This window comes from Rhizobium sp. BK289 (assembly GCF_014193575.1).
Lineage (GTDB): Bacteria > Pseudomonadota > Alphaproteobacteria > Rhizobiales > Rhizobiaceae > Rhizobium > Rhizobium tropici_C.
The window spans coordinates 264,913-291,179 of the sequence record NZ_JACHZO010000006.1 but is presented as its reverse complement, the minus strand read 5'-3'; the positions used below and the strand labels follow the sequence as shown (position 1 = coordinate 291,179).

22 protein-coding genes are annotated in these 26,267 nt (G+C 59.0%); 13 read left to right on the top strand and 9 right to left on the bottom strand.

Features of this window, described 5'->3' with window-relative positions:
- Positions 1-170 precede the first annotated feature (170 nt).
- Entirely contained in the window at positions 171-2,402 is a 2,232-nt protein-coding gene (locus FHT84_RS14245) for a TonB-dependent hemoglobin/transferrin/lactoferrin family receptor (RefSeq protein WP_112340655.1), read from the bottom strand.
- Between the two features lie 321 nt (positions 2,403-2,723).
- Here FHT84_RS14245 and FHT84_RS14240 point away from each other — a divergent pair, with 321 nt between their 5' ends.
- On the top strand, positions 2,724-3,521 hold the full coding sequence (locus FHT84_RS14240; RefSeq protein WP_245430256.1) for an extensin family protein: 798 nt from the start codon (positions 2,724-2,726) through the stop codon (positions 3,519-3,521).
- Between the two features lie 90 nt (positions 3,522-3,611).
- On the opposite strand, the gene FHT84_RS14235 is transcribed toward FHT84_RS14240, so the two are convergent.
- The gene (locus FHT84_RS14235) at positions 3,612-4,457 is read right to left on the bottom strand and encodes a protein-L-isoaspartate O-methyltransferase (RefSeq protein WP_112340653.1); all 846 of its coding nucleotides are present in this window, start codon (positions 4,455-4,457) and stop codon (positions 3,612-3,614) included.
- 177 nt (positions 4,458-4,634) lie between these two features.
- Positions 4,635-6,314 (bottom strand): formate--tetrahydrofolate ligase, encoded by a 1,680-nt coding sequence (locus FHT84_RS14230; RefSeq protein ID WP_112340652.1) that lies wholly within the window; start codon positions 6,312-6,314, stop codon positions 4,635-4,637.
- A 166-nt stretch (positions 6,315-6,480) separates the two neighbouring features.
- Here FHT84_RS14230 and FHT84_RS14225 point away from each other — a divergent pair, with 166 nt between their 5' ends.
- The gene (locus FHT84_RS14225; RefSeq protein ID WP_112340651.1) at positions 6,481-6,990 is read left to right on the top strand and encodes a TIGR00645 family protein; all 510 of its coding nucleotides are present in this window, start codon (positions 6,481-6,483) and stop codon (positions 6,988-6,990) included.
- 12 nt (positions 6,991-7,002) lie between these two features.
- On the opposite strand, the gene FHT84_RS14220 is transcribed toward FHT84_RS14225, so the two are convergent.
- Positions 7,003-7,953: a hypothetical protein gene (locus FHT84_RS14220; protein WP_112340728.1), complete on the bottom strand. Its 951-nt coding sequence runs from the start codon at positions 7,951-7,953 to the stop codon at positions 7,003-7,005.
- 589 nt (positions 7,954-8,542) lie between these two features.
- On the opposite strand from FHT84_RS14220, the gene FHT84_RS14215 reads away from it, so the two are divergent.
- Complete coding sequence (locus FHT84_RS14215; RefSeq protein WP_112340650.1) at positions 8,543-9,274, top strand: LuxR C-terminal-related transcriptional regulator; 732 nt, start codon at positions 8,543-8,545, stop codon at positions 9,272-9,274.
- 112 nt (positions 9,275-9,386) lie between these two features.
- Here the strand turns inward: FHT84_RS14215 and FHT84_RS14210 are convergent, their stop codons facing one another.
- The 4 genes from FHT84_RS14210 to FHT84_RS14195 form a co-directional block, all read right to left on the bottom strand.
- Positions 9,387-10,514 (bottom strand): DUF2333 family protein, encoded by a 1,128-nt coding sequence (locus tag FHT84_RS14210; protein ID WP_112340649.1) that lies wholly within the window; start codon positions 10,512-10,514, stop codon positions 9,387-9,389.
- A gap of 199 nt (positions 10,515-10,713) precedes the next feature.
- A complete protein-coding gene (locus FHT84_RS14205; RefSeq protein ID WP_112340648.1) occupies positions 10,714-11,736 on the bottom strand; it encodes a hypothetical protein in 1,023 nt (340 codons plus the stop codon).
- A 142-nt stretch (positions 11,737-11,878) separates the two neighbouring features.
- Positions 11,879-12,265 (bottom strand): cytochrome c family protein, encoded by a 387-nt coding sequence (locus FHT84_RS14200; protein WP_112340647.1) that lies wholly within the window; start codon positions 12,263-12,265, stop codon positions 11,879-11,881.
- Between the two features lie 46 nt (positions 12,266-12,311).
- Positions 12,312-12,893 (bottom strand): thymidine kinase, encoded by a 582-nt coding sequence (locus FHT84_RS14195; protein ID WP_112340646.1) that lies wholly within the window; start codon positions 12,891-12,893, stop codon positions 12,312-12,314.
- Between the two features lie 232 nt (positions 12,894-13,125).
- Between FHT84_RS14195 and FHT84_RS14190 the strand changes: the two genes are divergently transcribed.
- The 7 genes from FHT84_RS14190 to ade all read left to right on the top strand — a co-directional run bounded on the left by FHT84_RS14190 (position 13,126) and on the right by ade (position 20,860).
- Entirely contained in the window at positions 13,126-14,082 is a 957-nt protein-coding gene (locus FHT84_RS14190) for a choline ABC transporter substrate-binding protein (RefSeq protein WP_112340645.1), read from the top strand.
- Positions 14,083-14,260: 178 nt separating this feature from the next.
- On the top strand, positions 14,261-15,106 hold the full coding sequence (choW, locus tag FHT84_RS14185) for a choline ABC transporter permease subunit (RefSeq protein ID WP_112340727.1): 846 nt from the start codon (positions 14,261-14,263) through the stop codon (positions 15,104-15,106).
- Positions 15,103-16,152 carry a choline ABC transporter ATP-binding protein gene (gene choV / locus FHT84_RS14180; RefSeq protein ID WP_112340644.1) on the top strand — a complete coding sequence of 350 codons (1,050 nt, stop codon included), beginning with the start codon at positions 15,103-15,105 and terminating at the stop codon, positions 16,150-16,152. The genes choW and choV overlap by 4 nt, the downstream gene beginning before the upstream one ends.
- A 37-nt stretch (positions 16,153-16,189) precedes the next feature.
- A complete protein-coding gene (locus FHT84_RS14175; protein ID WP_112340643.1) occupies positions 16,190-16,681 on the top strand; it encodes a pyridoxamine 5'-phosphate oxidase family protein in 492 nt (163 codons plus the stop codon).
- Between the two features lie 367 nt (positions 16,682-17,048).
- Positions 17,049-17,366 carry a metalloregulator ArsR/SmtB family transcription factor gene (locus FHT84_RS14170; protein WP_004116664.1) on the top strand — a complete coding sequence of 106 codons (318 nt, stop codon included), beginning with the start codon at positions 17,049-17,051 and terminating at the stop codon, positions 17,364-17,366.
- A gap of 347 nt (positions 17,367-17,713) precedes the next feature.
- The gene (locus tag FHT84_RS14165; protein WP_112340642.1) at positions 17,714-19,042 is read left to right on the top strand and encodes an aspartate aminotransferase family protein; all 1,329 of its coding nucleotides are present in this window, start codon (positions 17,714-17,716) and stop codon (positions 19,040-19,042) included.
- A 120-nt stretch (positions 19,043-19,162) separates the two neighbouring features.
- The gene (gene ade / locus FHT84_RS14160; protein ID WP_112340641.1) at positions 19,163-20,860 is read left to right on the top strand and encodes an adenine deaminase; all 1,698 of its coding nucleotides are present in this window, start codon (positions 19,163-19,165) and stop codon (positions 20,858-20,860) included.
- On the opposite strand, the gene FHT84_RS14155 is transcribed toward ade, so the two are convergent.
- Positions 20,861-22,507, bottom strand: coding sequence for an alpha-glucosidase family protein (locus FHT84_RS14155; protein ID WP_112340640.1), 1,647 nt, complete (start codon positions 22,505-22,507; stop codon positions 20,861-20,863).
- Positions 22,508-22,798: 291 nt separating this feature from the next.
- On the opposite strand from FHT84_RS14155, the gene FHT84_RS14150 reads away from it, so the two are divergent.
- The 3 genes from FHT84_RS14150 to FHT84_RS14140 are packed head-to-tail and all read left to right on the top strand — an operon-like array spanning position 22,799 to position 26,266.
- Positions 22,799-24,379, top strand: a complete 1,581-nt coding sequence (locus tag FHT84_RS14150) for a peptide ABC transporter substrate-binding protein (RefSeq protein WP_112340639.1) — start codon at positions 22,799-22,801, stop codon at positions 24,377-24,379.
- 49 nt (positions 24,380-24,428) lie between these two features.
- Positions 24,429-25,352, top strand: coding sequence for an ABC transporter permease subunit (locus FHT84_RS14145; protein WP_112340638.1), 924 nt, complete (start codon positions 24,429-24,431; stop codon positions 25,350-25,352).
- Positions 25,349-26,266, top strand: a complete 918-nt coding sequence (locus FHT84_RS14140; protein WP_069612725.1) for an ABC transporter permease subunit — start codon at positions 25,349-25,351, stop codon at positions 26,264-26,266. Before FHT84_RS14145 ends, FHT84_RS14140 begins: the two co-directional genes overlap by 4 nt.
- Position 26,267 lies beyond the last annotated feature (1 nt).

The window sequence follows — 26,267 nt, the reverse complement described above, 5'->3', positions numbered from 1 at the left end:
TCCTACTCTCTTTTCTCGACGGTTAAAGACTGCATTGTTCGAATAGCATCGAACGCTGCCATTTACAATTGCGCAGATCGCCCGATGCCACGCGAGAGAGCAAAAAAGAGGCGATGCCGAAGCATCGCCCAAATTCGCCGGATTCAAGTTTGCTGCATCGATGTAACCGCTTAGAACCTTTGCGTCAGCGTCAGCTTGAAGGTCCGACCGGGCTCAGAATAATAGGAAGCAGGCTGGGTCAGCGTGCCGCTGTAGGACGGTGCGTTGAGAGCGTCGTAGTAGGTCTTGTTGAAGATGTTGTAGACGCCGCCACGAATGCTGAGGCCCTTCACCTGCTCCGGTTCCCACCAGGCTGTGAGATCGAAGATGCCGTAGGCAGGGGTCTGCAGCGTATCGCCTGTCTTCTTCGCCTCGCGCGCCGCGGTGATGAAGGTCAGGTCCGTTCCCCAGACATCGGCCGCATAGCCGACGGTGAAGGCAGCCTTGGCCGGGGCGACGGAATTGATCCACTGGCCGGTATCGGAATCCTTGCCGTTCACATAGGCAAGCGAGCCCTTGACGTGGATGCCGTTGTCGAACGTCTTGTGCGCGTTGACCTCGACACCGAACATGCGGACGTTGGCGCGATTGAAGTATTCGGTAATCCCGAGCGGATAGGTGCCCGTGGGATCGCGATAATTCAACGTGTCGATGAAGTTCTTGTATTTGTTGTAGAAGGCGCCGATATGGCCGCCGAAATCGTCATCGCCGAGATTGGTGCCGATTTCGATGCCGTTGCTGGTCTCAGGCTTCAGGTTCGGATTGCCGATGTTGACGTATCCGCCAGGCACGCCGTAGTTCACATAGAGTTCGCTGACATTAGGCGCGCGGAAGGCCATTGCCCACTGCGCGTAAAGTTCGACATTGTCCTGCGGCTGATAGGAGGCGCGCAGCTTTGGCGAGAAGCGGCTGTCGGATTGCCCAGAGGGCAGGCCATCATAGTTGGCGCTGTCACGATAAGCAGCCGTGTTCTTCGGCGAGTAATCATACCAATCGAAGCGCAGACCCGGCGTCAGATAGAAGTTGCTGGATCCCAGCTCGATCTTGTCGTCGATGAAGGCGCCGACGCGCTTGCCATCGACATCGGGCATGTCGGACTGGTTGGTGTGGAGGAAGGCGCAAGTCGCGCGCCAGCGCGGGTTGGCGCAGCTATCCTTGCCGGCCGAATACTGGTGAACCTTGTCGAAGGCGACATCGAGACCGAAAGTGAGCTGGTGATGCAGGTTACCGGTGTCGAAAGATTTCGCCGCGTTGCCGCTAAAGCCGATACTGCGGTCGTCCATTTCATTGAGGCGGGAATAGTCGCCGATAACGGACGTGTACCGATAGCCCGCAGTACCGGTTTCACGCACAAGATTCTGCCAGTAGAAGACGGCATTGGCGGTATCAAGCAGTGAATCAGCGCTATCGGCTTCATATTTGTAATCGAGCGACACGCGATTGCGCTCGACATTGTCTGTCCCGTTGTAATTGCCAGGCCGGAAGTTTCCGGTCGGGCTCTGCAGGGTCATCAGATCGGTGGTTTTATCCTTGTTGTAGTGCTCGGCCGTGATGCCGAAGGTACCGGCGTCGGTATATTGACGGATCTTGAACAGGCCGCTTCTCTGATTGTAGTCGGCCGGGTTAGCCTCGGTACGTTTGGTCGAATAGCCGCCGACATCGCCGTTGTTCTCAAGCTCATGACCATGCGTGTAGCCGCCCTGGAAGAGAACGGCGGTATTGTCGATGCGTTTGGCAACGGCTGCGGCACCGCCGACACTCCGATCGTCACCATTATAGCCGAACTTGAAGACTCCGCCCCAGGTAAAGCCGGGCGCAATCAGATCTTCCGGCTCCAGCGTGCGCAGCACGAAGGCGCCGCCAAGAGCACCCGAACCGGCACGGCTGGAATCGGCGCCTCGCACGACATCGACGCTGGAAAGCGCGTTGAAATCGAAGCTGTTGATGCCACCGTCGGATTCGCGGGAGGCATCGAGAAGAAAAGGAATCTGGATGCCGTCGACGGTGGTCAGCACGCGGTCGTCGCCGAGGCCACGAATATTGACGCCGCCGGTAGCGCGGTTGAAGCCGACGCCGACTTCGGTGCTGCGGCCGAGGTCCTCGATACGTGTGATTTGCTTGTCGTCGATGTCCTTGGCCGTCGTCTCGCTTGTGGTCGGAGAGTCGGCGAGCACATCCTTGTTCGCTTTGCCTTTGCCCTTCACGACGATCGGCTTCAGATTGGTGACTCGATCCCCCGTGGCGGCTTCACCCGCCGCGTCTTCATTTTGAGCGGCTGTTTGCGCAAAAGATGTCGTCGTCAGCCCAAGGGCCAGAAACGCGGTGCATGCCAAGAGGACCGAGCGTGAGCGCCGGACAACCATAACCATTCCTTTCGAATTGCTTCACCGGGCTGGCTGGTTGCTGCGTCGAATGCAGGCAAGGGGCTGGCTAGGTCAGTTTTGTTGATGAGACGGCAATATTTCGCCTTCTTTCTGCCGCATAAAAAACATGACTATTATTGTCAATATATCTCATCCATATAATCATGAATAGAATTATCATGTTTAAAGACGGAAGACGAACGTTGCTGAATTGCAACGAAATGGCGACCTCAAGCGTTCTGATGACATCATCATTAGAATTGGCTGATTTACTTGATGTTGTTTAGAAGCATTTCACTAACCTCTGCCGTCATTTTACTTATGGCCGCTTCTCTTCCCCAGACCGGTCCGCTCCCAGAACAAAAGCCGGATCAGCAACGGGCTCAGCCGAGCGGCACGCCGCCGATCCCGGCGGAGAAGCCGGCAGCATCTCCTGACAAACCTGTCGTTCCGCCGGAAAAGCCGGATGCCCAACCAGAGGACAAGCCGGCAACTCCGCCTGAGGAGCAGACGACGGGCGAGATGCAAGGTCCCCCTCGCCCGCCCCCGACCGTCGCCTCCGAGCCGGACGAGGAACACCAGGCGTGCCTGAAGGAACTGACCGCGATGGGAGCAATCTTCAAGGAAATTCCCCGCATTGACGACGGCAACGGCTGCGGCATCGACAAGCCGATCTCGCTTTCTTCGCCGCTGCCGGGGATCGAATTCAAACCTCAAGGAACGATGCGCTGCGAAGCGGCGTTGGCACTGGCCCAATGGATGAAGGAGAGCGTGCTCCCATCAGCCGCCGCATTGGACAACGGCAAGATCGTCGCCATCAATCAGGCCTCGACCTATATCTGCCGCCTACGCAACAATGCCTCGACCGGCAAGATCTCGGAACATGCCCGTGGCAACGCCATCGATGTCGCGAGCTTCACCTTCGAAAACGGCAAGACCATCGCGATTGAGCCGCGCCGCGAAGATCCGACGCTGACAGGCGCGTTCCAGCGTGCAGCCAGCGCCTCTGCCTGCCTTTATTTCACCACTGTCCTCGACCCGGAAAGCGACGCTGCCCACGAAACGCATTTCCATCTCGATGTCATCGAAAGGAATGGCGGCTTTCGCTACTGCCACTAGAGGACAAAAACCACTACGCGTTTTTCCTGGAATGGCTTGAAAAGCACGCCGATCAATCGATGGTTCGACATTGTCAAAATACCGGCTCGATCAAGCTCGGATGCCGGCATTTGAGAACCAGACATCCCGGTAGATCGCAACCGCCGTTTCATCGGGCGCGCGCTCCTCGGTCAGCCAGATAGACTGGATGGACCGAGCCTCACCACCATTTGGAATTTTAATGGATTGGGCCGGATCCGATGCGCCGATGCATGGAATGAAATAAGCAGGCATCAAAGCACGAGCGCTGAAACCGATATCCTCTCGCGTAATGACCACGGCAAGCCCGACCTTCTCATTCGCCTGCCAGGGCACGATGAGCCGCCCTCCGGGTCGCAACGCCTGCAGCCATGACTTCGGCGGTGCCACCACGCCGGCACTCACATAGATCAGATCCGTATCCGGAAGCTCGAACGAAGTCGCATCGGTACAGATGACGGAAACGTCTTTATAGGAGGCGAGATTGTCTCGCGTGCGGCCGGCCAGTGCCTCATCGATCTCGATGGCATGGACATGTCCGCCCGGTGTCACCAGCGTTGAGAGAATGGCGGTGTAGTATCCCGTCCCCGTGCCGATCTGAACGACGGTTTCGCCAGGCTTGGGCGCGACGGCACCCAGGAAGGCGGCATGGAGAAACGGCTCGCCATTGTTGATGCCCTTCGATCTATCCAGGGAGACCAGAACATTTTGATAGAGAAAGGCGGGATCGCTGCTTGGCGTTTCGAGATAGCGTCCCTTGACCACGATCTGCCAGGGTCCCGGCCCCATGAAGGCTTCACGCGGCACCTGGCGGAAGGCCTGTTCCAGCCTTTCATCCGCCGAGTTGCCGGCGGCGGCCATCATTTTCGCATGGAAGGCACGTATATCGGCCAAGCTGGCACGGCTGTCTGCAGTCATGATCTGCCTCCGCTCTTCCATCCGGTGATGCCGATGTCCGTTGTCGATCCTGCTGCCGGTGGCGTCAAGCGAACGCGCGGTTTTTCTCCCTTCAATCGCATCGCATTCTGCTGCAGGTGATGTCGGACCGGCAAAGTTCCTGAGTTCAAACGACCCCGGTTGAATCAGATTCTGAACTTAAAACAGCCCCTCTATATAGCCATGATCATTGAGGAAAATTCTTTCGGCCGAAGGTGATTTCGGCAGGCCGGGCATGGTCATGATCTCGCCGGTGATGACGACGACGAAACCCGCGCCGGCCGAGAGGCGCACTTCACGAACGGGCACAATGTGCCCCTCTGGCGCGCCGCGAACGTTCGGATCGGTGGTAAAGGAATATTGCGTCTTCGCCATGCAGACCGGCAGGTGTCCATAGCCCTGGTCCTCCCAGGACCGAAGCTGATCGCGCACTGCCTTGTCGGCCGTCACCTCGCCGGCATGGTAGATTTTCGAGGCGACGATCTCTATCTTCTCAAAGAGCGGCAGATTGTCCGGATAGAGCGGCTGGAATTTTGCCTGGCCGGATTCGGCGAGTTCGACCACCTTATGCGCGAGATCGACGATCCCCGCCGAGCCCTCGGCCCAATGCCGGCAGAGGATCGCCTCGGCCCCGAGCCGCGCGACATAATTCTTCAGCGCCTCGATTTCGGCTTCCGTGTCCGAAACGAAATGATTGATGGCCACGACGACAGGCACGCCGAACTTGCGGACATTGGCGACATGCCGGCCGAGATTGGCACAGCCCTTGACGAGGGCATCGACATTCTCCTTGCCGAGATCGTCCTTCTTGATGCCGCCGTTCATCTTCAGCGCCCGCACGGTCGCAACGATAACGGCCGCATCCGGTGAAAGGCCGGCCTTGCGGCATTTGATGTCGAAGAATTTCTCGGCGCCGAGATCGGCACCAAAGCCGGCTTCCGTCACCACATAATCGGCAAGTTTCAACGCCGTGCGCGTGGCGATCACCGAATTGCAGCCATGGGCGATATTGGCAAAAGGGCCGCCATGCACGAGCGCCGGATTGTTCTCCAGAGTCTGGACGAGGTTCGGCTGCATCGCATCCTTCAGAAGCACCGCCATCGCACCGTCGGCCTTCAGATCGCGGGCATAGACGGGCGTGCGGTCGCGGCGATAGCCGATGATGATATTGCCGAGCCGCTTTTCCAGATCCCTGAGGTCGGATGCCAGACAGAGGATCGCCATGACCTCGGAGGCGACGGTGATATCGAAGCCGCCCTCGCGCGGAAAACCGTTGGCGACGCCGCCGAGCGACGACACGATATCGCGCAATGCGCGGTCGTTCATATCCATCGCGCGACGCCAGGTGATGCGCCGGATATCGATATTCTGCTCGTTACCCCAATAGATGTGGTTGTCGATCAGCGCCGCAAGCAGATTATGGGCCGAGGTGATCGCATGGAAATCGCCGGTGAAATGAAGGTTGATGTCTTCCATCGGAATGACCTGCGCGTAACCGCCGCCGGCCGCTCCGCCCTTCACGCCGAAGCAGGGGCCGAGCGATGCCTCGCGCACGCACACGACGGCCTTCTTGCCGATGCGGTTCAGGCCATCGCCGAGGCCGACCGTCGTCGTGGTCTTGCCCTCGCCCGCCGGCGTCGGGTTGATCGCCGTAACGAGGATCAGCTTGCCATCCTTCTTGTCGGCTAGCGATGCGATGAACCCGGCGCCGATTTTTGCCTTGTCGTAGCCGTAGGGCGCGAGATCTTCCGCGGGAATGCCGAGCTTGGCACCAATCTCGATAATCGGCAGTTTCTTCGCCGCACGAGCGATTTCGATATCCGATGCCACCGCCGCCATTATATTCGCCCCAAATATACGGTCATTTCCCTGTCGGGATAAACCAATACGTATCAAGTGTGAATAGCAACGGCATACTGTCCTCTGCGAAAGAGGCCGCCTTGTCGCGGGACAGGGACATGCCTATTTTCGGCTTCCAAATGCAACCGAGAAAGAAGGAAAAGATATGAAATCCCTGGAATTGCTGGTCGAGCGCATCATTCTCTCCAGTCGCTGGCTTCTGGTGATCTTCTATCTCGGTCTTGCCGCCTCGCTCGCCGTCTACGCCGTCTCGTTCGCCTATAAGTTCTACAAGGTCGCGATCAACGCACTCGTCTATGAAGAAGCCGACATGATCCTGGCGATCCTCGGCCTTATCGACGCCGCCCTGGTGGCGAGCCTGATCGTCATGGTGATGATTTCCGGTTATGAAAATTTCGTCAGTCGTTTCGACGAAGCCGAAGGTGAGGTTTCCTTCCTCGGCAAGCTTGATTCAGGCAGCCTCAAGATCAAGGTCGCCTCTTCGATCGTCGCCATTTCCTCGATCCACCTGCTGCAGATCTTCCTGAACGCTACTCAATACGACAACGCCAAGCTGATGTGGTTCACGATCATCCATCTCGCCTTCGTCGTTTCGGCGGTACTGCTGGGCCTTCTGGAAAGGATCATGGCGAAAAGCAAAGCCAAGGACGCTTGACGCCAAAATCGGCTATTTGCCGGCCATAGCCGAAGCGCTGCTCATCGGCGGCGGGGGTGCGGCGCAATCGGAGATCGATTGCCCGTCCTTGCAGTTGCGCGCGGAAACCAGCGCGTCCGCATCGGCAAGTTCCGTCGTCAATTTCAGCCTTAGCGCCTCCATCTGCGACATCAGATGGATCCCGCTCGGCTCGGTTCCAAGCATCACATCGACAAGTCCCTTGTCGACACCCATCGTGTCGAGGAAGCGGACCAACCGCGTCCGCTGGGCCTTGTCGAGCTTCGTCGTGTCGTATTTGCCGACGAATTTCCGCCCGATCTCCTTCTTGGAAAGCACCTTGCGCTTGCCATCCACCATTTCATATTCAGTGCGGTATTGGACGCGCACCTCGCTATAGGTCGTGGTGATCTGGTGGACGCCCAACAATGCGAAGGGGCTGGAAACACGCTGGACGCCGCCTGCGAAAAACAGCGGGCATGCCGAAAAGCAGATCGCGTCTGCGGAAAAGGCCTGTCCCTTGATCGAACCGTCCTCGGCAAAGGCTGCCGGGCAGATCGGCTCGGCATAGGGACATGCCCGCGAGCGGGTGCGGCCGACGGCGATCGAAAGCTTCTGTTTGCGGATGGTGCGCGCCATCTCCATCGCCGCCTTGACATCGCCCCCCGGCGAACTGACCACGATGGGCAATCGCCGACTGCCAAGCTGCTTCAGGAATTTCTGCAGCTTCCTCGGCGTGTCGGACATGATCTGTCCCTCGGCGGAGATCCAGTCCGGACACGTATTGTCGGCGCGGCATTGGCCCATCTCGCCGTGGACGAGCAGGAAGCGCATCGGCGTGCCGCCGGTGCCATCCGCCGCTTCGGCAAAGGCTGGCGCAACGAGCAGAAGCGAAACGGCCGTGACAATCCGCAACGCCGTTCGGCAGCACCGCATCGCAAGCTGCGGGAAAAAACGAAAATTCATGAGATATACGCCTGGAAGCGATTGCTTTGCCAAGACCGATAGCAACCGCTTTGGGCCTTCGCAAGGCATGCCGGCGCAATGGCGCATCATTTGCGAAAACGGCTGGCCCAGGGGCGTCGAAAACTGCCAGACGGAGAACGGCTGCAAGATGGAAGCAGACGGCCATGCATGCACACTGCGCAGGCACCACCTCGACCTTTTCTTCCATTCGTCGCAACACTTAGGCGGCAAATATCGCGATGCAGGACGCCCCCTCCTGTATCAAATTGCGACCTTCAGGCGGTCGCCGTCGTGGCATTTGAAGGGTCGTTTCAGATAGATTTTCGCTATTCCGAGACGCTCTTCGGTCGTCCGTCCTTGACACCGCAACACCGGCATCTGTACAGCGCCGTCGTTATAAGATCAGCGAAACAGCATTTTTTTGCGTTTAATGCCCTTTCTGGGCGAAGATTTATGTAAATACACACGTCCGAATATTAAAATATATGAAAATGAAATTATTTCTGGTCCTGTGATATTTTTGCGTCTAGCATTCACTCATAAATCCGGTATTTGATAACGATAACACGCTGTGGGCGCTTCAACCTATATGTCCTATATCATCACCGCCGAGAGACAATTGCTGCTTTCTGCCGAGCTCGCTGCTGCTCGGACACAAGCAGCGTTTGCGCTGGCGCTGGAGCAGGCGGGGTTAGCTTTTGGCTTCAGCTACATGGCATTCATGAATGCCCCGGTTCCTGACGATACCATGATGACGCCGCTGCTGATCGAAGGTACCGTGCCGGCGCAGTTCGTGCGTGATTTCGATCGTCAACAGCTGGTGCGGCGCTGCCCGATGTTGCTGCGCACGCGGGACTCGGTGCTGCCGCGCTCCTGGCATCTGTTGGAAAAAGACCTCGAACTCGACAGCGATCTTCCGCGCGAGCTCCATATGCTTTTGATCAACTACAATTGCCCAATGAGCGTGATCGTTCCGGTCAATTCACCGGATGGGCAGCGTCTTCTCTTCTGGTTCATGGGCAATCGCAACAGCCTCGGTCAAAGCGAAATCAATGAACTCACGCTGATCATGCTGCAGGCGCTGGATTCCTATAATTGTCTGAAGCGCAGCGATAGCGCCGTGCCGCATTCGCTCTCGGCCCGCGAACTCGAAGTGGTCCGCTGGACGGCCCAGGGCAAGACCTCGGTCGAAATCGGCCAGATCCTTTCCCTCTCCGACCATACGGTCAATGCCTATATGATGAACGCTATCAAGAAGCTCGATTGCGTTAATCGCACGCAGCTCGTCGCCAAGGCCATCCGCCTCAAGTTGATCAGCTAAGCAACTTTTTGCTTTCTTCAGATCGCGCCGACGTTTCATCTTTTTATTTTAGGCAGTCCGGACCGAAGACGGCTCCGCTCTCGAAATGCTCCGCTCAATATCCGCCTCGCCCTTAGCGGCCTCCAAGCACCGTTCGGATTTCGACGAGGTTTGAACGCACCCGGAGGATGTGGAAGCCCATCGTCGCGAGGTGGCTTGGCATGAACGAGCTGTCTTCGCGGCCGTTGGAAATGATCATCGGCTGAATGCGGAGCGCCGTCTGCAGCATCCCGAGCGTATCGTTCCAGAGCCTGCCGATGTTGCGTTCCGCGATCACCTGCTGAAAATCCGCGCCGGCCGCGCTCAGAATGCCGTAATTGGCATAAAGCTGGCCATAGGCAAACCAGAACCGATCGTCCGCGCGCGTGTCGAACCATCCATAGCTGTAGTTTTGCGATCGGTCCGCCAGGATATTTGCCGTGCTGCCAAGGTCGCCGGCGACATGATCGAGAAACTGCAGAAGATTATCCGCGCGTCCGTCGAAAACCACCTTGCAGTTGCTGAGATCGGTATTGAAGTTGCGCAGGTTAGTGATCGCGGCGCGATAATAGCTTGGGGTTGGCGTCTTCGGTCCGAACGGATGCAGGCCGAAATACCAGCTCGATTCGTCGAACTGCAGGTTGCCGCGCGCCTTTTGCAGATCGCCGTTGATCCCGGACGTCCCGCGCACACGGCCGAGCGTGTCGACCAATTCTGCCGAGGTGCGGCGGACCACCGAGTTTACGCCTCTCTGGAAGGATGCCTTGTTGTCGAGGAAAGGCGTGTCATCCCATGAAACGCCGAAGAACCCGAGCTTGTAGAGCAGCATCGAGGAGATCCAGGCATTCTGGTTGACGTTGAAATCGGTAAGATCGGCAGCGACATCCACGACTGCCGAGGTTTGGCACGACTTCGGCGCCGCAGCCGCAGCCTGCGCCGGCAACTCCTCTCCGGCGGAGAATTTGCGTTCGGAGAATTTGTAGACGTCGGGATAGGCCGGATTGAACCCGGACCAGATCTGCGTCTGCCAGATGAAATAGATGTAAAGCACAGCAAGCAGCGTCACGAAAGCGACGATGGGCAGCTTGATCAGCCAGTTGCTGTGGCGATACCAGCCGCGCGCGGCAAGAAACGGCCATGCGAGCCCGACGAAAACCAAGCCCAACCATCGTGCAATGGCGGCCCAGATCCGCTTCAAGAACGCTGTGATCGAGTCAAGCATGGACCAACGCCTCCAAAACCGCAACCGCGCGTCCTGCCTATACGCGAAGGACGCACCACACTGAACCTGCACACCGGCCCTTCCGAAAATCCCTTTCGATTTTCATAGGATAGGCCTTATCGCCATTCGCGTTTCAGCAAATATGTGTTCTTGAGAAAAACAACAACCGTCTGCGCCGAATTTTCGATGCCGGACAGAATCATCCCTCCGGTTGCGCATCGCCGGCGGTTTCACCCGCATCTTCGGACACGGGCGGCAGGTGAGGCTCCAGCCGCCTCTTGAACACGGCATCGACATGCGCCTTGCGCGCAGCCAGATCCTGCCCGGCCAGTATGTTTGCCTCGAAGGCCCGGATCAAGTCTTCGACCGCGGCCGTTCGCGCAGCCTCGGGGGTGTGGCTATTCGCGTTTGACGCCAACGCCTTGAGCAAGGCGATCCGTTGCTCGATATCAACAGCCGATTTGGCTGCCATGGCGCTGACGGCGGCAACCTGAACATTCAGGGATGCCGCCAGGCCCTCATAGATATCGATCAGGCGCTGCCCGGCCGTTCGGCGCGACTGAAGCCCGGCCTCCTGCCGCCGAATATCGTCCTGCTCGGCAAGCAGATCGCCATAATCCGCCTCCAAGCCGGATTGCAAATCGGCGTGGCGCGAGGAAGGACGATTGCGCCGCTGGTACATGAGTTTCTCCGTCAGGACATTGGCCCGACGCTGCACCTCCTCTATATCGAAATCGAGTTTCCGCCGATGCTCGATCACGCCTTCGAGATGGCGCTCGCAATCATGAAAGCAGCGCGACAAGGCGGGCCTTGCCTGTTTGAACAGGAGATCGAGTTCGGCCGAAACATCAAGAACCACTTCGAGCTCGGTGATGATCGTCTGAGGCTTCGAAGGCCCGCGCGCCAGCTTCCTGCCGAGCAGGCTCGCATCTTCAAGGCCGATCTTCTCGTCGAACAACCGCCGATGCTGCAGATCGGCCTCTTGCGTTGCGCGATCGAGCTCCTTCACCAGCGATGAAGCGAGCGATTTCCAGCGCTCGAGCAGCTCGACAGCCTCGCGCACCAGCACTTCCTCCATGGGAAAGTTGATGGCGCCGCTGCGTCCCTCGCCCCTGGCATGGCCGGCCAGCGTCGCGACGGCCGCGTTTGCGCTGTTGATGGCGTCATCAAGTGCCGCGCTTGCCTTGTCGAGCATGCCGTCGAAGGAATGAGGTCTGACCATGAAAGCATCTCTCCCTACCCGAGGAGTGAGACTAAAGCACGTCGCGCAAAAGTGTGTAGCGGTTTTGCGGTAACAACATGCGAAAAACCGAGAGCTTGAAGCGCACAGAGCGTACCGCCGGCGAGGAAAATGCTCGAAAGGACTATTGCGCCGCCGCCGGATTCTTCAGATAGGCGATCAGATTGTCGAGATCCCTCTCGCTCTTGAGGCCCAGAAACGTCATTCTGGTGCCCTTGACCAGGAATTGCGGCCCCGGCAGGTATTCGCGCAACAAGGCCTCGTCCCAAACCTTGCCATCGGCACCGAAGGCCTTCATCGCCCGCGAATAGGCATAGTCTGGCACGCTTGCGACGGGCCGGCCGACAACGCCCATTAATGAGGGTCCGACGCGGTTTTCCGGCACCGTCGCCGTATGGCAGGCGCCGCATTTCCTGAAAACGATGGCACCCGCAACCGCATCTCCATCAGCAAGCGCCGAAGACGCCGCGGCAAGCATGATGACGGCCGGCGCCAGGCAAAGCAGTTTCATCGTCCCCTCGATTAAATTCCTGCCGCGTCACGCCGGCCACATGCCGTCACTCGCAGACGATCGCCTCTTCCCAGTGACGGCGGCAGAGCGAGACATATTTGTCGCTGCCGCCGATCTCGATCTGCGCGCCTTCGCGCACGACCTCGCCGGCGGCATCCAGCCGCACGACCATCGTCGCCTTGCGGCCGCAATGGCAGATCGTCCGCACCTCACGCAATTCGTCCGCGATGGTCAGCAGCTCCTGCGATCCCGGAAACAAGTGTCCGTGGAAGTCCGTGCGCAAGCCGTAGGCCATCACCGGCAGGCCGAGACGATCGACGACATGGGCGAGCTGCCACACCTGCTCGCGCGTCAGGAACTGAGCCTCATCGACAAAGACGCAGTTCAGGGGCTCGCTCGCATGCATGTCTTCGACCATGACATAGAGATCATCGCCGATCTCGAACGGTATGGCATCCATCGTAAGGCCGATGCGGGAGGCGATCGTGCCGCGGCCGGCGCGATCGTCGAGAGCTGCGATGAAGGCGGCGGTGCGCATGCCGCGCTCCTGATAGTTATAGGCCGCCTGCAGCAGCATGGTCGATTTGCCGGCATTCATCGTCGAATAATGGAAATAGAGCTTGGCCATGACATTCTCCTTGAATGCTTCATGGGTGCTGCGAGATGATAAGGAAAGATATCCACGGCAAAAACCACAGGATTCAGGATCTATAGGTTTGCTAAGAATGCGCTGAAAACGATCGCGCTGAAAAATGCAGGCGTCGCAATCAGCCCCCTTAAACCGCCGCAAATACACTGTGGTCGCTTGAAAATGTCGGTTATTGATGGTTGCTTGGGAACGTTAGACTGGGAGTCACGCAATGATAAAAAAGACCCTTACTGTATTCGCTTTCGCATCAGCTCTTTCCGCACTGACACTCGGCGCCACGGCCGCCTCCGCCGCCGAGCCGGCAAGCTGTAGCACCGTACATTTCGCCGATGTGGGCTGGACCGACATCACCTCCACCACGGCGACCGCCTCCATCCTCCTGAAGGCTCTCGGCTACGACACCGACGTCAAGGTGCTCGCCGTGCCGGTGACCTACCAGTCGCTAAAGAACAAGGACATCGATGTCTTCCTCGGCAACTGGATGCCCTCCATGGCCGAGAACATCAAGCCGTTCGCCGAGGACAAGTCGGTCGAAACCGTCCGCGCCAATCTGGAAGGCGCCAAATACACGCTGGCGACCAACGAAAAGGGCGCTGCACTCGGCATTAAGGACTTCAAGGACATCGCCGCCCATAAGGACGATCTCGACGGCAAGATCTACGGCATCGAGCCGGGCAATGACGGCAACCGCCTGGTCATCGATATGGTCGACAAGAACTCCTTCGGCCTCAAGGGCTTCGAAGTGGTCGAATCCTCCGAGCAGGGCATGCTTGCCCAGGTGTCCCGCGCCGACAAGGAAGGCAAGCCGATCATCTTCCTCGGCTGGGCCCCGCATCCGATGAACACCACTTACAAGATGACCTATCTCACCGGCGGTGACGACGTCTTCGGACCGAACTTCGGCGGCGCAACGGTCTACACGAACGTCCGGGCCGGCTACCTGCAGGAATGCCCGAACGTCGGCGCCTTCGTGAAGAATCTCGTCTTCTCGCTGCCGATGGAAAACGAAATCATGGGCAAGATCCTGAACGACGGCAAGGAGCCGGAAGCGGCTGCCACGGAATGGCTGAAGGCCAATCCGTCGGCGGTCACACCCTGGCTTGCCGGCGTCACCACCAAGGACGGTGGCGACGGCCTGGCGGCGGTCAAGGCCAAGCTTGGCTTGTAACATAGGTGGATGAAGGGGCGGCTGAACCGCCCCTTTCTCTTCCGCGCATGGACTGCTTGCTTTCGCGTCCCGCCACCGCCCGGACAACGGCCGTGTGGCGTGACAGACCGTTATTCGGCGGCACCTCCGGCATCATAAGAAACAATCGGAAACGCCGCCCCCAATCGTGGGCAAAGACGTGAACTGGTTAACCGATTACCGCATTCCCATCGGGCCGTGGGCCAAAGCCGTCGTCGATTGGCTGACGACCAACGTCACATGGTTCTTCGACGGTCTTTCGTTCGTCGTCGCGCATGTGATTAACGCACTGCTTTTCCTCCTGCAGAAACCGCACCCGCTGATCGTCGTCGTCGTCTTCGCCGCCATTGCCTATTGGATGCGCCGCAGCGTTGCGGTCACGGCCCTGACATTCATCGGCCTGCTCATTACCATCAACCAGGGTTACTGGAAGGAAACGACCGAAACGCTCGCGCTGGTGCTGGCCTCCACCTTTGTCAGCATGCTCGTCGGTGTGCCTCTCGGCATCGCGGCAGCGCGGCGCCCCTGGCTTTATGCCTTCATGCGGCCGATCCTTGACCTGATGCAGACCATTCCGACCTTCGTCTATCTGGTGCCGGCCATGATCCTGCTCGGCCTCGGCATGGTGCCGGGTCTGGTCGCCACCGTCGTCTTTGCCATTCCCGCTCCGATCCGCATGACACGCCTCGGCATCATTTCCACACCGCCTTCGCTGGTGGAAGCGGCTGAATCCTTCGGTGCGACGCCGCGGCAGGTGCTTCGCAAGGTCGAGCTGCCCTTCGCCACGCCGCAGATCATGGCAGGCCTGACCCAGACGATCATGCTGTCGCTCTCGATGGTGTCTATCGCCGCCCTCGTCGGCGCGCCGGGCCTTGGCGTGCCGGTTCTGCGCGCGCTGAACAGCGTCAACGTCGCCAAGAGCTTCGATTCCGGCGCCTGCATCGTCATTCTGGCGATTATTCTCGACCGCATGTTCCGTGCCCCCGGCGAAGGAGATCGCTCATGACCGTCGCTGTCGGCTTCAAGAATGTCAGCATCATCTTCGGCGATCGCCCAGATGCCGCGTTGAAACTCGTCGACGCGGGCAAATCGCGCGATGAAATCGGCAAGACCACAGGCATGGTGCTCGGCGTCGCCAATGCCTCGCTGGAGATCGAGGAAGGTGAAATCCTCGTGCTCATGGGTCTCTCGGGCTCGGGGAAATCGACACTGCTGCGTGCCGTCAACGGCCTTGCGCCGGTCGTGCGCGGCGATGTCGTCGTCAACACCAAGAACGGCCCGATCAACCCTTACACCTGCAGCCCCAAGGCGTTGCGTGATCTGCGCATGCATACCGTCTCCATGGTGTTCCAGCAGTTCGCGCTGCTGCCCTGGCGCACGGTCGCCGACAATGTCGGCTTCGGGCTCGAGCTTGCCGGTGTGCCGGACGCTGAGCGCAAGAAGCGCGTCGACGAGCAGCTTCAGCTCGTCAATCTCACCCAATGGGCCAATCGCAAGGTCAATGAGCTCTCGGGCGGTATGCAGCAGCGCGTCGGCCTCGCCCGCGCCTTTGCGACCGGCGCGCCGATCCTGTTGATGGACGAGCCGTTCTCCGCGCTCGATCCCTTGATCCGCACCCGCCTGCAGGACGAGCTTCTGGAATTCCAGCGCCGCCTGAAGCGCACCATCCTCTTCGTCAGCCACGATCTGGACGAGGCATTCCGCATCGGCAACCGCATCGCCATCATGGAAAGCGGCCACATCATCCAGTGCGGAACGCCGCAGGAGATCGTCAAGAATCCGGCGGATCAGTATGTTGCCGATTTCGTGCAGCACATGAATCCGATCAGCATGCTGACGGCACGCGACGTCATGCAGCAGGGCGTCGGCCATTCCGCCAACGCCGGCTCCGTCACCGCCACGGCAACCGCTGCTACGCCGCTCGTCGATATTCTCGATGCTCTGACGCGCCAGCCGGGCAATATCGGCGTCGTTGACAACGGCACGATTATCGGAACGATCTCGGCGCAAGATGTGGTGGCCGGCCTCACCAGCCATCGGCGCAAGGAGTAGCCCGTTCACGGCTGCTCCTCGATCCACGGAGCAGTTCATGAGCAACAAGCCATCGGTGATCAGGGAAACGGACGAGGAAGCGCGCAATCAGGCGCGCGACCTCATGCATACGGCCGCGCATGCGGCGCTTGCCGTCATCGACCCTGAGAACGGCTTTCCTTCGGTGAGCCGCGTTCTCATTGCGATGGATACCGACGGCGTTCCCGTCATTCTGGTCTCCGGTCTCTCCTCGCATACCAAGGCTCTGGCAAAGGACCCGCGGGCTTCGGTGCTTTTCGGTGAACCCGGCAGGGGAGATCCCCTCGCCCATCCTCGCTTGACCGTGCGATGCGACGCTAAGCGCATCGACCGCCAAAGCGAAGCGCATGAACGCATTCGCGACCGCTTCCTCGATCGTCACCCGAAATCCAAGCTCTATATCGACTTTCCGGATTTCTGCTTCTTCCGTCTCGTTCCGCTTGACGCCAGCCTCAACGGAGGCTTCGGAAAGGCGTATATTTTGTCCTCAAAGGACCTGTTGATGCCTTGAGCCGAAAGCAAAATCGGTCGGCAAAAAATCATACAATAGTGCGAGAATTAGTAGGCAGGCAGCTCCGGGCGGCATCGACCATTATTGGTAGAATGCAACCCCTTCGTGACCAAAATCGGCATATTTGCGGTCGGGAGCGCTCATAATCGACCTATTTTGGGCGCATTCAGTCCGTGAAGGGCACATCAGGCGCCGTTTACGCTATTGCCGCGACGTCATACATACATACCTAAAATAGCATACTCGATACCTTAAATTTAGGTATATACAATCTTCGACCCGTCTTGGTATTGTTAGATATCGGTTAGGTGCCGGTTTAGAAACAGCACAATTTCTGATGTACGCTCCGCATTGGGAAGATTAACACATGAAGACAAGAAATTTGGCCGAACACTCCAATGTTGCGGCAGCATTACTATCAGCAATGGCGAACCCAAAGCGTCTTTTGATCCTTTGCAGTCTTGTTAAAGGCGAAGTTCCCGTTGGCGTTTTGGCCAATCAGGTCGGACTAAGCCAGTCAGCGCTCTCCCAGCATCTTTCGAAGCTGCGCGCCCAAAAGCTGGTGAAGACACGCCGTGATGCTCAAACGATTTACTACTCCAGCACATCGGAATCCGTCATCCGGGTTCTTGAAACGCTGGAAGACATTTATTGTGAGCCGGAAAAAAGTAGATCGGCTGCTTAAGAGCTTTCAAGGGCTCTGCGTCTGCCGACGAACGATCCGTGGGGACATTTAAAGACCCCGAAAGATCGACTTGCTTTCATTACCAGGTGTTTTACCATTTTTAGCTGGCAAGTCCTCGGACTTGCCAGCTTTTTTCATGTTTGCACCAAGGTAGCCGCGCAAGCGCGCTTCAGCCTGTCGAACAGGCTCCGCCTTGGTACCATCGATCCAGAGCCTCCCTCTTTGGGGCCCCATCTTTGCCTTGACGCAAAAAGGCCGGCTGATAATTTGACCAGGCAGTAAATATAATCACGTGGCGCAGCGCCGCGATCGGGAAAATGGCCCCCGAATGGCCGTTGGAGAACAGCATGTCGGACCGTTTGAATGCCACCCCTAATGATTTGCGCGCCTTCTGGATGCCGTTTACCGCCAACCGGCAGTTCAAGAAGGAACCGCGCCTGTTCGTCAGCGCCAAGGATATGTATTACACCACCCATGACGGCCGCCAGGTTCTGGATGGAACCGCCGGCCTGTGGTGCGTAAATGCCGGACACTGCCGCCCAAAGATCACCGAGGCGATCCGCCAGCAGGCCGGCGAGCTCGATTATGCCCCCGCCTTTCAGCTCGGCCATCCCAAGGCTTTCGAGCTGGCGAACCGCTTGGTCGATATCGCGCCTGACGGCCTGGATCATGTCCTCTATACCAATTCCGGCTCTGAATCGGTCGAGACGGCCCTGAAGGTCGCCCTTGCCTATCACCGCGTGAAGGGCAACGGCTCGCGCTTCCGCCTTATCGGCCGCGAGCGCGGCTACCACGGCGTCAATTTCGGCGGTATTTCCGTCGGCGGCATCGTCACCAACCGCAAGATGTTCGGCACGCTGCTGACTGGCGTCGATCACATGCCGCACACGCATCTCCCCGGCAAGAACAGCTTCACCCGCGGCGAGCCGGAGCATGGCGGCGATATCGCCAGCGAACTGGAACGCATCGTTACGCTGCATGATGCATCGACCATCGCAGCCGTCATCGTCGAGCCGGTGGCCGGCTCCACCGGCGTCCTCATTCCGCCAAAGGGCTACCTGCAGAAGCTGCGCGACATCTGCACAAAGCACGGCATCCTCTTGATCTTCGACGAGGTTATCACCGGTTTCGGCCGCCTCGGCACTCCTTTTGCCGCCCAATATTACGATGTGAAGCCGGATATCATCACGACAGCCAAGGGCCTGACCAATGGCGTCATCCCGATGGGCGCGGTCTTCGTGACCTCGGAGATCCATGACGCCTTCATGCAGGGACCCGAGCATATGATCGAGTTCTTCCACGGCTACACCTACTCCGGCAATCCGATCGCCTCGGCCGCAGCGCTTGCGACGCTCGACACCTACAAGGAAGAAGGGCTGCTCACGCGCGCGGCCGAACTTTCCGATTACTGGGCCGATGCCCTGCATTCCCTGAAGGACTGCCCAAACGTCATCGACATCAGAAACACCGGCCTGATCGGCGCCATCGAGCTCGACCCCATCGCCGGCGAGCCGACCAAGCGCGCCTTCACCGCTTTCCTGAAGGCCTACGAAAAGGGCCTGCTGATCCGTACCACCGGCGACATCATCGCGCTCTCCCCGCCGCTGATCATCGAAAAACATCATATCGACGAGCTGTTCGGCAAGCTCCGCGAGATCTTACAGAATAATATCTAGGTCGCTTTTCATAGATCACGATACGATCGGCGAACTCGAAGAGTTCCCTCTCCCCGTGCAACGGGGAGAGGGCTACGGTGAGGGGCTATCCGGAATCACGGCAAATGCAGGAAAAACACCATGACCACCAAACTCGAACGCTATATCGACCAGGGCGTTGGCCGGGAGCCTGCGGACATTGTTCTCAAGAACGGACGTTTCTTCGATCTGGTGACGGGAGAGCTGGTGGCCTCGGACATCGCCATCTGCGGTGACCGTATCGTCGGGACCTGCGGCGATTATCCCGGTCGTGAGGAAATCGATATCGCCGGCCGCATCGTCGTACCAGGCTTCATCGACACCCATCTTCACATCGAATCCTCGCTGGTGACCCCGCTCGAATTCGACCGCTGCGTCCTCCCCTATGGCGTGACCACCGCCATCTGCGATCCGCATGAGATCGCCAATGTGCTCGGCACCGAAGGCATACGCTACTTCCTCGACTGTTCGCTGGAAACCATCATGGATATCCGCGTCCAGCTTTCCTCATGCGTGCCGGCAACGCATCTGGAGACCTCGGGCGCCGATCTGCCGATCGAGACGCTCCTGCCCTTCCGCAACCACCCGAAGGTGATCGGCCTTGCCGAATTCATGAACTTCCCCGGCGTGATCCACAAGGATCCCGTCTGCATGGCGAAGCTCGAAGCCTTCCAGGATGGCCATATCGACGGCCATGCTCCCCTGCTGCGCGGCAACGATCTCAACGGCTATCTCGCGGCCGGCATCCGCACCGAGCATGAATCGACCACGGCAGAAGAGGCGCTGGAAAAGATCCGCAAGGGCATGCATATCCTCGTGCGTGAGGGCTCCGTCTCCAAGGATCTGCACGCGCTGATGCCTATTATAACCGAGCGCCTGTCGCCTCATCTGGCGCTCTGCACCGACGACCGCAACCCGCTCGACATCGCCGAACAGGGTCACCTCGATTACATGATCCGCACGGCGATTGCCCACGGCGTCGAGCCCCTGGCGATCTACCGCGCCGCCTCGATCTCAGCCGCGCGCGCCTTTGGTCTGCGCGATCGCGGCTTGGTGGCGCCCGGCTGGCGCGCGGATCTTGTCGTCATCGACAGCCTGGAAAGCTGCAAGGCCGAGATCGTCTTCTCCGCAGGCCGCCGCGTTGCCCCCGAACTCTTCGCGACCCGTAATTCCGTCGCCCCCGTCGGCCTCGACAGCGTCAAGGCCCGCCCGATCAACGCCGCCGATTTCGGCGTGCCGGTAACGGAAGGCGAAACCTCGGTCATCGGCGTGACGCCTGGCAAGATTATCACCCAACATCGCCGCTATCGCCTGCCGGCCAAGGGCAACCAGACCGATATCGACCTCGGCAACGATATCATCAAGGTCGCCGTCATCGAGCGGCACGGCAAGAACGGCAACCACGCAAACGGTTTCGTCCAGGGTTTCGGCTTGAAGAAAGGCGCGATCGCCTCCACCGTAGGCCATGACAGCCACAATATCTGCGTCGTCGGCGTCAATGAAGATGACATGGCGTTCGCCGCCAACCGCCTCAGCGATATCAATGGCGGCTTCGTCGTCGTCGAGGATGGCGTCGTGACCGGTGAAATCGCCCTGCCCGTCGCCGGCCTGATGAGCCTCGAGCCTTATGAAAGCGTGCGCGATACGCTGCACCATCTGCGCCAGGCAGCCTATGCCCTTGGCGCGACGCTGGAAGAGCCCTTCCTGCAGCTCGCCTTCCTACCCCTGCCCGTCATCCCGCATCTGAAGATATCGGATAAAGGCCTGGTCGATGTCGACAAGTTCATATTGATCGGCTGATCAGGTGAGCTTGCAGCAATAGACGTCCAATGCGGCAAGCGCCACCGCCGATCCTGCATCCGCCGTACCGAACCCCGGCACGACGATAGTTTTACCGAGCTTGACATCCTCGGGCAAAGCGACCTTCACCGGCGTGCGCGAGAGATTGAAAACGAACAGCAGCGTCTCGCCGCCCTTGGAACGTGTGAAGGCAAGGACATGTTCCTCGGTATCGAGAAAGGTCATATCGCCGTCACGCAGGGCGGCGTACTCTGCGCGGAAGGCCAGCGTCTGCCGGTAATGATGCAGCACGGAATCTTCGTCCGCCTCCTGCTTGTCGACCGCAAGCGCTGCGTGCTGGTAGGGAACCGGCAGCCAGGATTTGTCGGCGGTGGTGAAGCCGGCATGGGCGCGGCTGGCTTCCCAGGGCATCGGCGTGCGGCAGCCGTCGCGCCCCTTGAAGGCCGGCCAGAAGCGAATGCCGTAGGGATCGCGCAGATCCTCGAAGGCAAGCTCCGCTTCGGGCAAGCCGAGCTCTTCTCCCTGATAGAGGCAGATCGAGCCGCGCAGGGTTGATAGCAGTGAAATCGCGAGCTTCGCGACGCGCGGCTGCTCTTCCTCCGTCTCCGCAAAGCGGCTGACATGGCGTTTGACGTCATGGTTGGAGAAAGCCCAGCAGACCCAGCCATCGGCGACATTATCCTGAAAATCGCCGACGCAACGGCGGAAATGCGCCGGAGTGAAATCCGGCCCCAGCAGATCGAAGGTATAGCACATATGCAGCTTGTCGCCGCCGCTGGTATAGGCGGCTACGGTCTGCAGCGAGCGCGCGCCATCCCCCACTTCGCCGACGGTCGCGCGATCCTCATATTGGTCGAGCAAGGCCCGGAACCGCTTCAGGAAGCCGATATTCTCCGGCTGCGTCTTGTCGTAGAGATGGTTCTGCATCCCGTAAGGGTTGCTCTCGGGGGCATCGAGCCCGCCCGTTGCGACAAGCGCCGGCGGATTGTCCCGCAACTTCCTATCGCAGAAATAGTAGTTGACCGTATCCAGGCGGAAGCCGTCGACGCCGCGGTCGAGCCAGAATTTCACCGCCGCCAGCACCGCATCCTGAACCTCCGGATTGTGGAAATTCAGGTCAGGCTGCGAGGTGAGGAAATTGTGCTGGTAATATTGCCGGCGCACGCCGTCCCATTCCCAGCCGGGGCCGCCGAAGATCGACAGCCAGTTGTTGGGTGCCGTGCCGTCCGGCTTCGGATCGGCCCAGACATACCAGTCCGCCTTGGGATTGTCGCGGCTTGCCCGGCTCTCCACGAACCAGGGATGCCGGTCCGATGTATGCGAAATGACCTGGTCGATGATGACCTTGAGGCCGAGTTCATGCGCCGCAGCCATCATCTCGTCGAAGTCGGCAAGCGTGCCGAAGATCGGATCGACGTCGCAATAATCGGCGACGTCATAGCCCATATCGGCCATCGGCGAGGTGAAGAACGGTGCCAGCCAGATCGCATCGACACCCAATGCGGCAATATGAGGCAGGCGGCGGGTAATTCCCTTGATGTCGCCGAGCCCATTGGCATCCGTATCCTGAAACGACCGCGGGTAGACCTGATAGATCACGGCCCCGCGCCACCAATCGGCTCCCGCCGCTTTATTCGTCGATTTCATCAAATGGCCTCGATATCGCATCGGCCCCTCAGTTTGCACACTCCGCCGCAAGCGGCAAGCTGCAATCCGCCGCGTGCCAAACTCGGCTACCTGGGCGGGTAAATTCGCAGTATCAATTTTAGAGAATTACCAATATGAAAATTCACACACTAAGCAAGCCTTACTCTTTTGGGCTTGAAAGCGACGTCGCTTTCGATAACTTCGCGCATTGACCTGCACGTACAGGTCACCTGCGGATCAAAAACACCCTTGTAAAACAAGGACAAGAACTCCAGAAAGGTGGGAAAACATATGGCGCATATCACCAGAAAATTTATCGCTGCGGCTTTCGTCAGCACGATATTGAGCGTTTCGGCGCATGCCGCGACCCTCAATATCCACAACGGCGGCGACCCGACTTCGCTCGATCCGCAAAAAATTTCCGGCGATTGGGAGAACCGCATCGACGGCGATATCTTCGAAGGGCTGGTGACCGAAGATCCTAAGGACAACCCAATTCCCGGCCAGGCTGCAAGCTGGACTATTTCTCCCGATCAGAAGGTGTATACCTTCAAGCTTCGCGACGGCATCAAATGGTCGGATGGCCAACCGGTGACGGCTCAGGACTTCGTCTTTGCCTTCCAGCGCCTGATGGATCCGAAGACCGCGGCCCAATACGCCTATCTGCAATACACCATCCTGAATGCGGAAAAGATCAACAAGGGTGAAATCAAGGATCCGACCCAGCTCGGCGTGAAGGCGATCGACGACAAGACGCTGGAAATCACGCTTGAAAACCCGACACCCTACTTCCTCAACGCCTTGATGCACTACACAGCCTATCCGCTGCCGAAGCACGTTGTGGAAGCCAAGGGCGACCAATGGGTCAAGATCGGCAATATCGTCACCAACGGCCCATACAAGCCCACCGAATGGGTGCCTGGTTCGCATGTCAGCATGGTCAAGAGCGACCAGTATTACGGCGCCAAGGACATCAAGATCGACAACGTCAACTACTATACGCTGGAAGACCAGGCCGCCGCCCTGAAGCGCTATCGCGCCGGCGAATTCGATATTCTGACCTCCTTCCCGGCCGACCAGTATGACTGGATCCAGAAGAACCTTCCCGGCCAGGCGCATGTGGTGCCGTTCCTTGGCACCTACTATTACGTCGTGAACGCCACCAAGCCGCCCTTCAACGACAAGCGCGTCCGTCAGGCTCTCTCCATGGCCGTCAACCGCGAAGTCATCGGCCCGAAGATCCTCGGCACAGGCGAACTGCCGATGTATTCCTGGGTACCGCCGGGCACCGCCAATTACGGCACGCCGGCTTATGTCAGCTGGAAGGACGAGCCCTACAAGCAGAAGGTCGAAGAGGCCAAGAAGCTCTTGAAGGAAGCAGGCTTCGGCCCCGATCATCCGCTGAAGGCTCAGCTGCGCTACAACACCAACGACAACCACAAGCGCATCGCAGTTGCGATCGCCGCCATGTGGAAGCCGCTCGGCGTCGATATCGAGCTCTACAACACCGAAACCAAGGTGCATTACGATGAAATGCAGCGCGGTGAGGTGCAGATCGGCCGTGCCGGCTGGCTCGCCGACTACAACGACCCGATCAACTTCCTGAACCTGCTCTCCACCGGCGTCGAAATGAACTACGGCCGCTGGAGCAACAAGGACTACGATGCTCTGATCAAGCAGGGCAATGAAGAAACCGATCTCAAGAAGCGCGCCGAAATCTACAAGAAGGCCGAGCAACTGGCCCTCGACGACAGCGCCGCGATCCCGATCTACTACTACGTTTCCCAGAACATCGTCGCCCCGAAGGTCCAGGGCTTCGTCGACAATATCCAGGACATCCACCGCACGCGCTGGCTGTCGATCAAAGAATAATTGGGAACAGGCCCCTCCCGGACACAATCGGGAGGGGCCGTTTAAGATCATGTTTGGCTATGCTCTCCGTCGTTTGCTGTCGACAATCCCCGTCTTGTGGATTGCCGTGACAGTGTGTTTTTTCATTCTGCGCCTCGCTCCCGGCGGCCCCTTCGATGGCGAAAGGCCATTGCCGCCGGAAGTCAAAGCCAACCTCGCGGCTCACTACAACCTCGACAAGCCCCTGGTTGAGCAATACCTGATCTATGTCGGCGACGTCATGAAGGGCGATCTTGGCCCCTCCTTCGCCAATCAGGACTTCACCGTCACCCAGCAGATCATGTCCGGCTTCCCCTATACGCTGACCATCGGCGGCGCCGCTTTCGTGCTCGCGACCATCGTCGGCATCTTCATAGGCTGTCTTGGGGCGCTCTATCAAAACCGCGCGGCCGATTACTGGCTGGGCGGCGGTCTCCTCATTGGCCTGGTCATGCCGAGCTTCCTCATCGCTCCCATCCTGCAGCTCATCTTCGGCAACACGCTCGGCTGGCTGCCGGTCGGCGGCTGGGGCGACGGCTCGATCAAGTTCCTGATCCTGCCCATTATCGTCCTGACGCTGCCGCACGCGGCCCGCATCTCCCGCCTGATGCGCGGCTCGATGATCGAGGTGATGGGCCAGAACTTCATCCGCACCGCCAAGGCCAAAGGCATCGGCCCGCGACTGACGATCATGCGCCACGCGCTGAAGCCGGCCATGATGCCCGTCGTCTCCTATCTCGGACCCGCGGCAAGCTATCTCCTCACCGGCTCGCTGGTGGTCGAAAGCATCTTCGGCCTCCCCGGCGTCGGCCGCTACTTCGTCGGCGCGGCGCTGAACCGCGACTACGGCATGGTCCTCGGCACGGTCATTTTCTACATGGTCCTGATCGTGGTCCTCAATCTGCTGGTCGACATCGCCTATGCCTGGCTCGACCCGAAAGTGAGAATGCGATGATCCTCAATTCCGCCAAGAGAGAATTGCTGGAAGCGGAATTGCTTTCGGCAGAGGGGCTAGCACCCAAGGGGCGTTCCCTCACCGGCGATGCGATGCGTCGTCTCCTGCGCAACAAGGCGGCAGCACTTTCGCTGGTCATACTGGCCGTGCTGGTTCTGGTCGCTATATTCGGCCCGTATTTCCTGCCCTTCAATTATGAGGATCCGGACTGGACGTCGTTCCGCGGCGCTCCGGACTTCGCCGCTGGCCACTATTTCGGCACGGACGGCAATGGCCGCGATCTGCTGGCGCGCACACTCTACGGCACGCGCGTCTCGCTAACGGTCGCACTTGTTGCGACCCTCGTCTCGGTCGTCATCGGCGTGCTTTACGGCGCCGTCGCCGGCTATTTCGGTGGTCGCGTCGACGCGATCATGATGCGCTTCGTCGATATCATGTACGCCCTGCCCTACGTCCTCTTCGTCATCCTGCTGATGGTGATCTTCGGCCGTAACGTCTATCTCCTGTTTGCGGCGATCGGTGCACTGGAGTGGCTCACCATGGCCCGTATCGTGCGCGGCCAGACGCTGTCGATCAAGCAGCGGGAATTCATCGAGGCCGCACGCGCTTCAGGCCAGCGGTCGTTCAAGATCATCCTAAAACACATCGTGCCGAACCTCGTCGGTCCGGTCGTCATCTACGCGACGCTCACCATTCCCGAAATCATCGCGACCGAGAGCTTCCTCTCCTATCTCGGCTTCGGCGTTCAGGAGCCGCTGACGTCTCTCGGCACATTGATTGCTGAAGGCTCTGCGGGCATGGAGACGACGCCCTGGCTGCTGTTCTTCCCGGCCGGTTTCCTGGTCGCGCTGCTGATGAGCCTGCTCTTCATCGGCGACGGTCTGCGCGACGCATTCGATCCGAAGGATCGCTGAC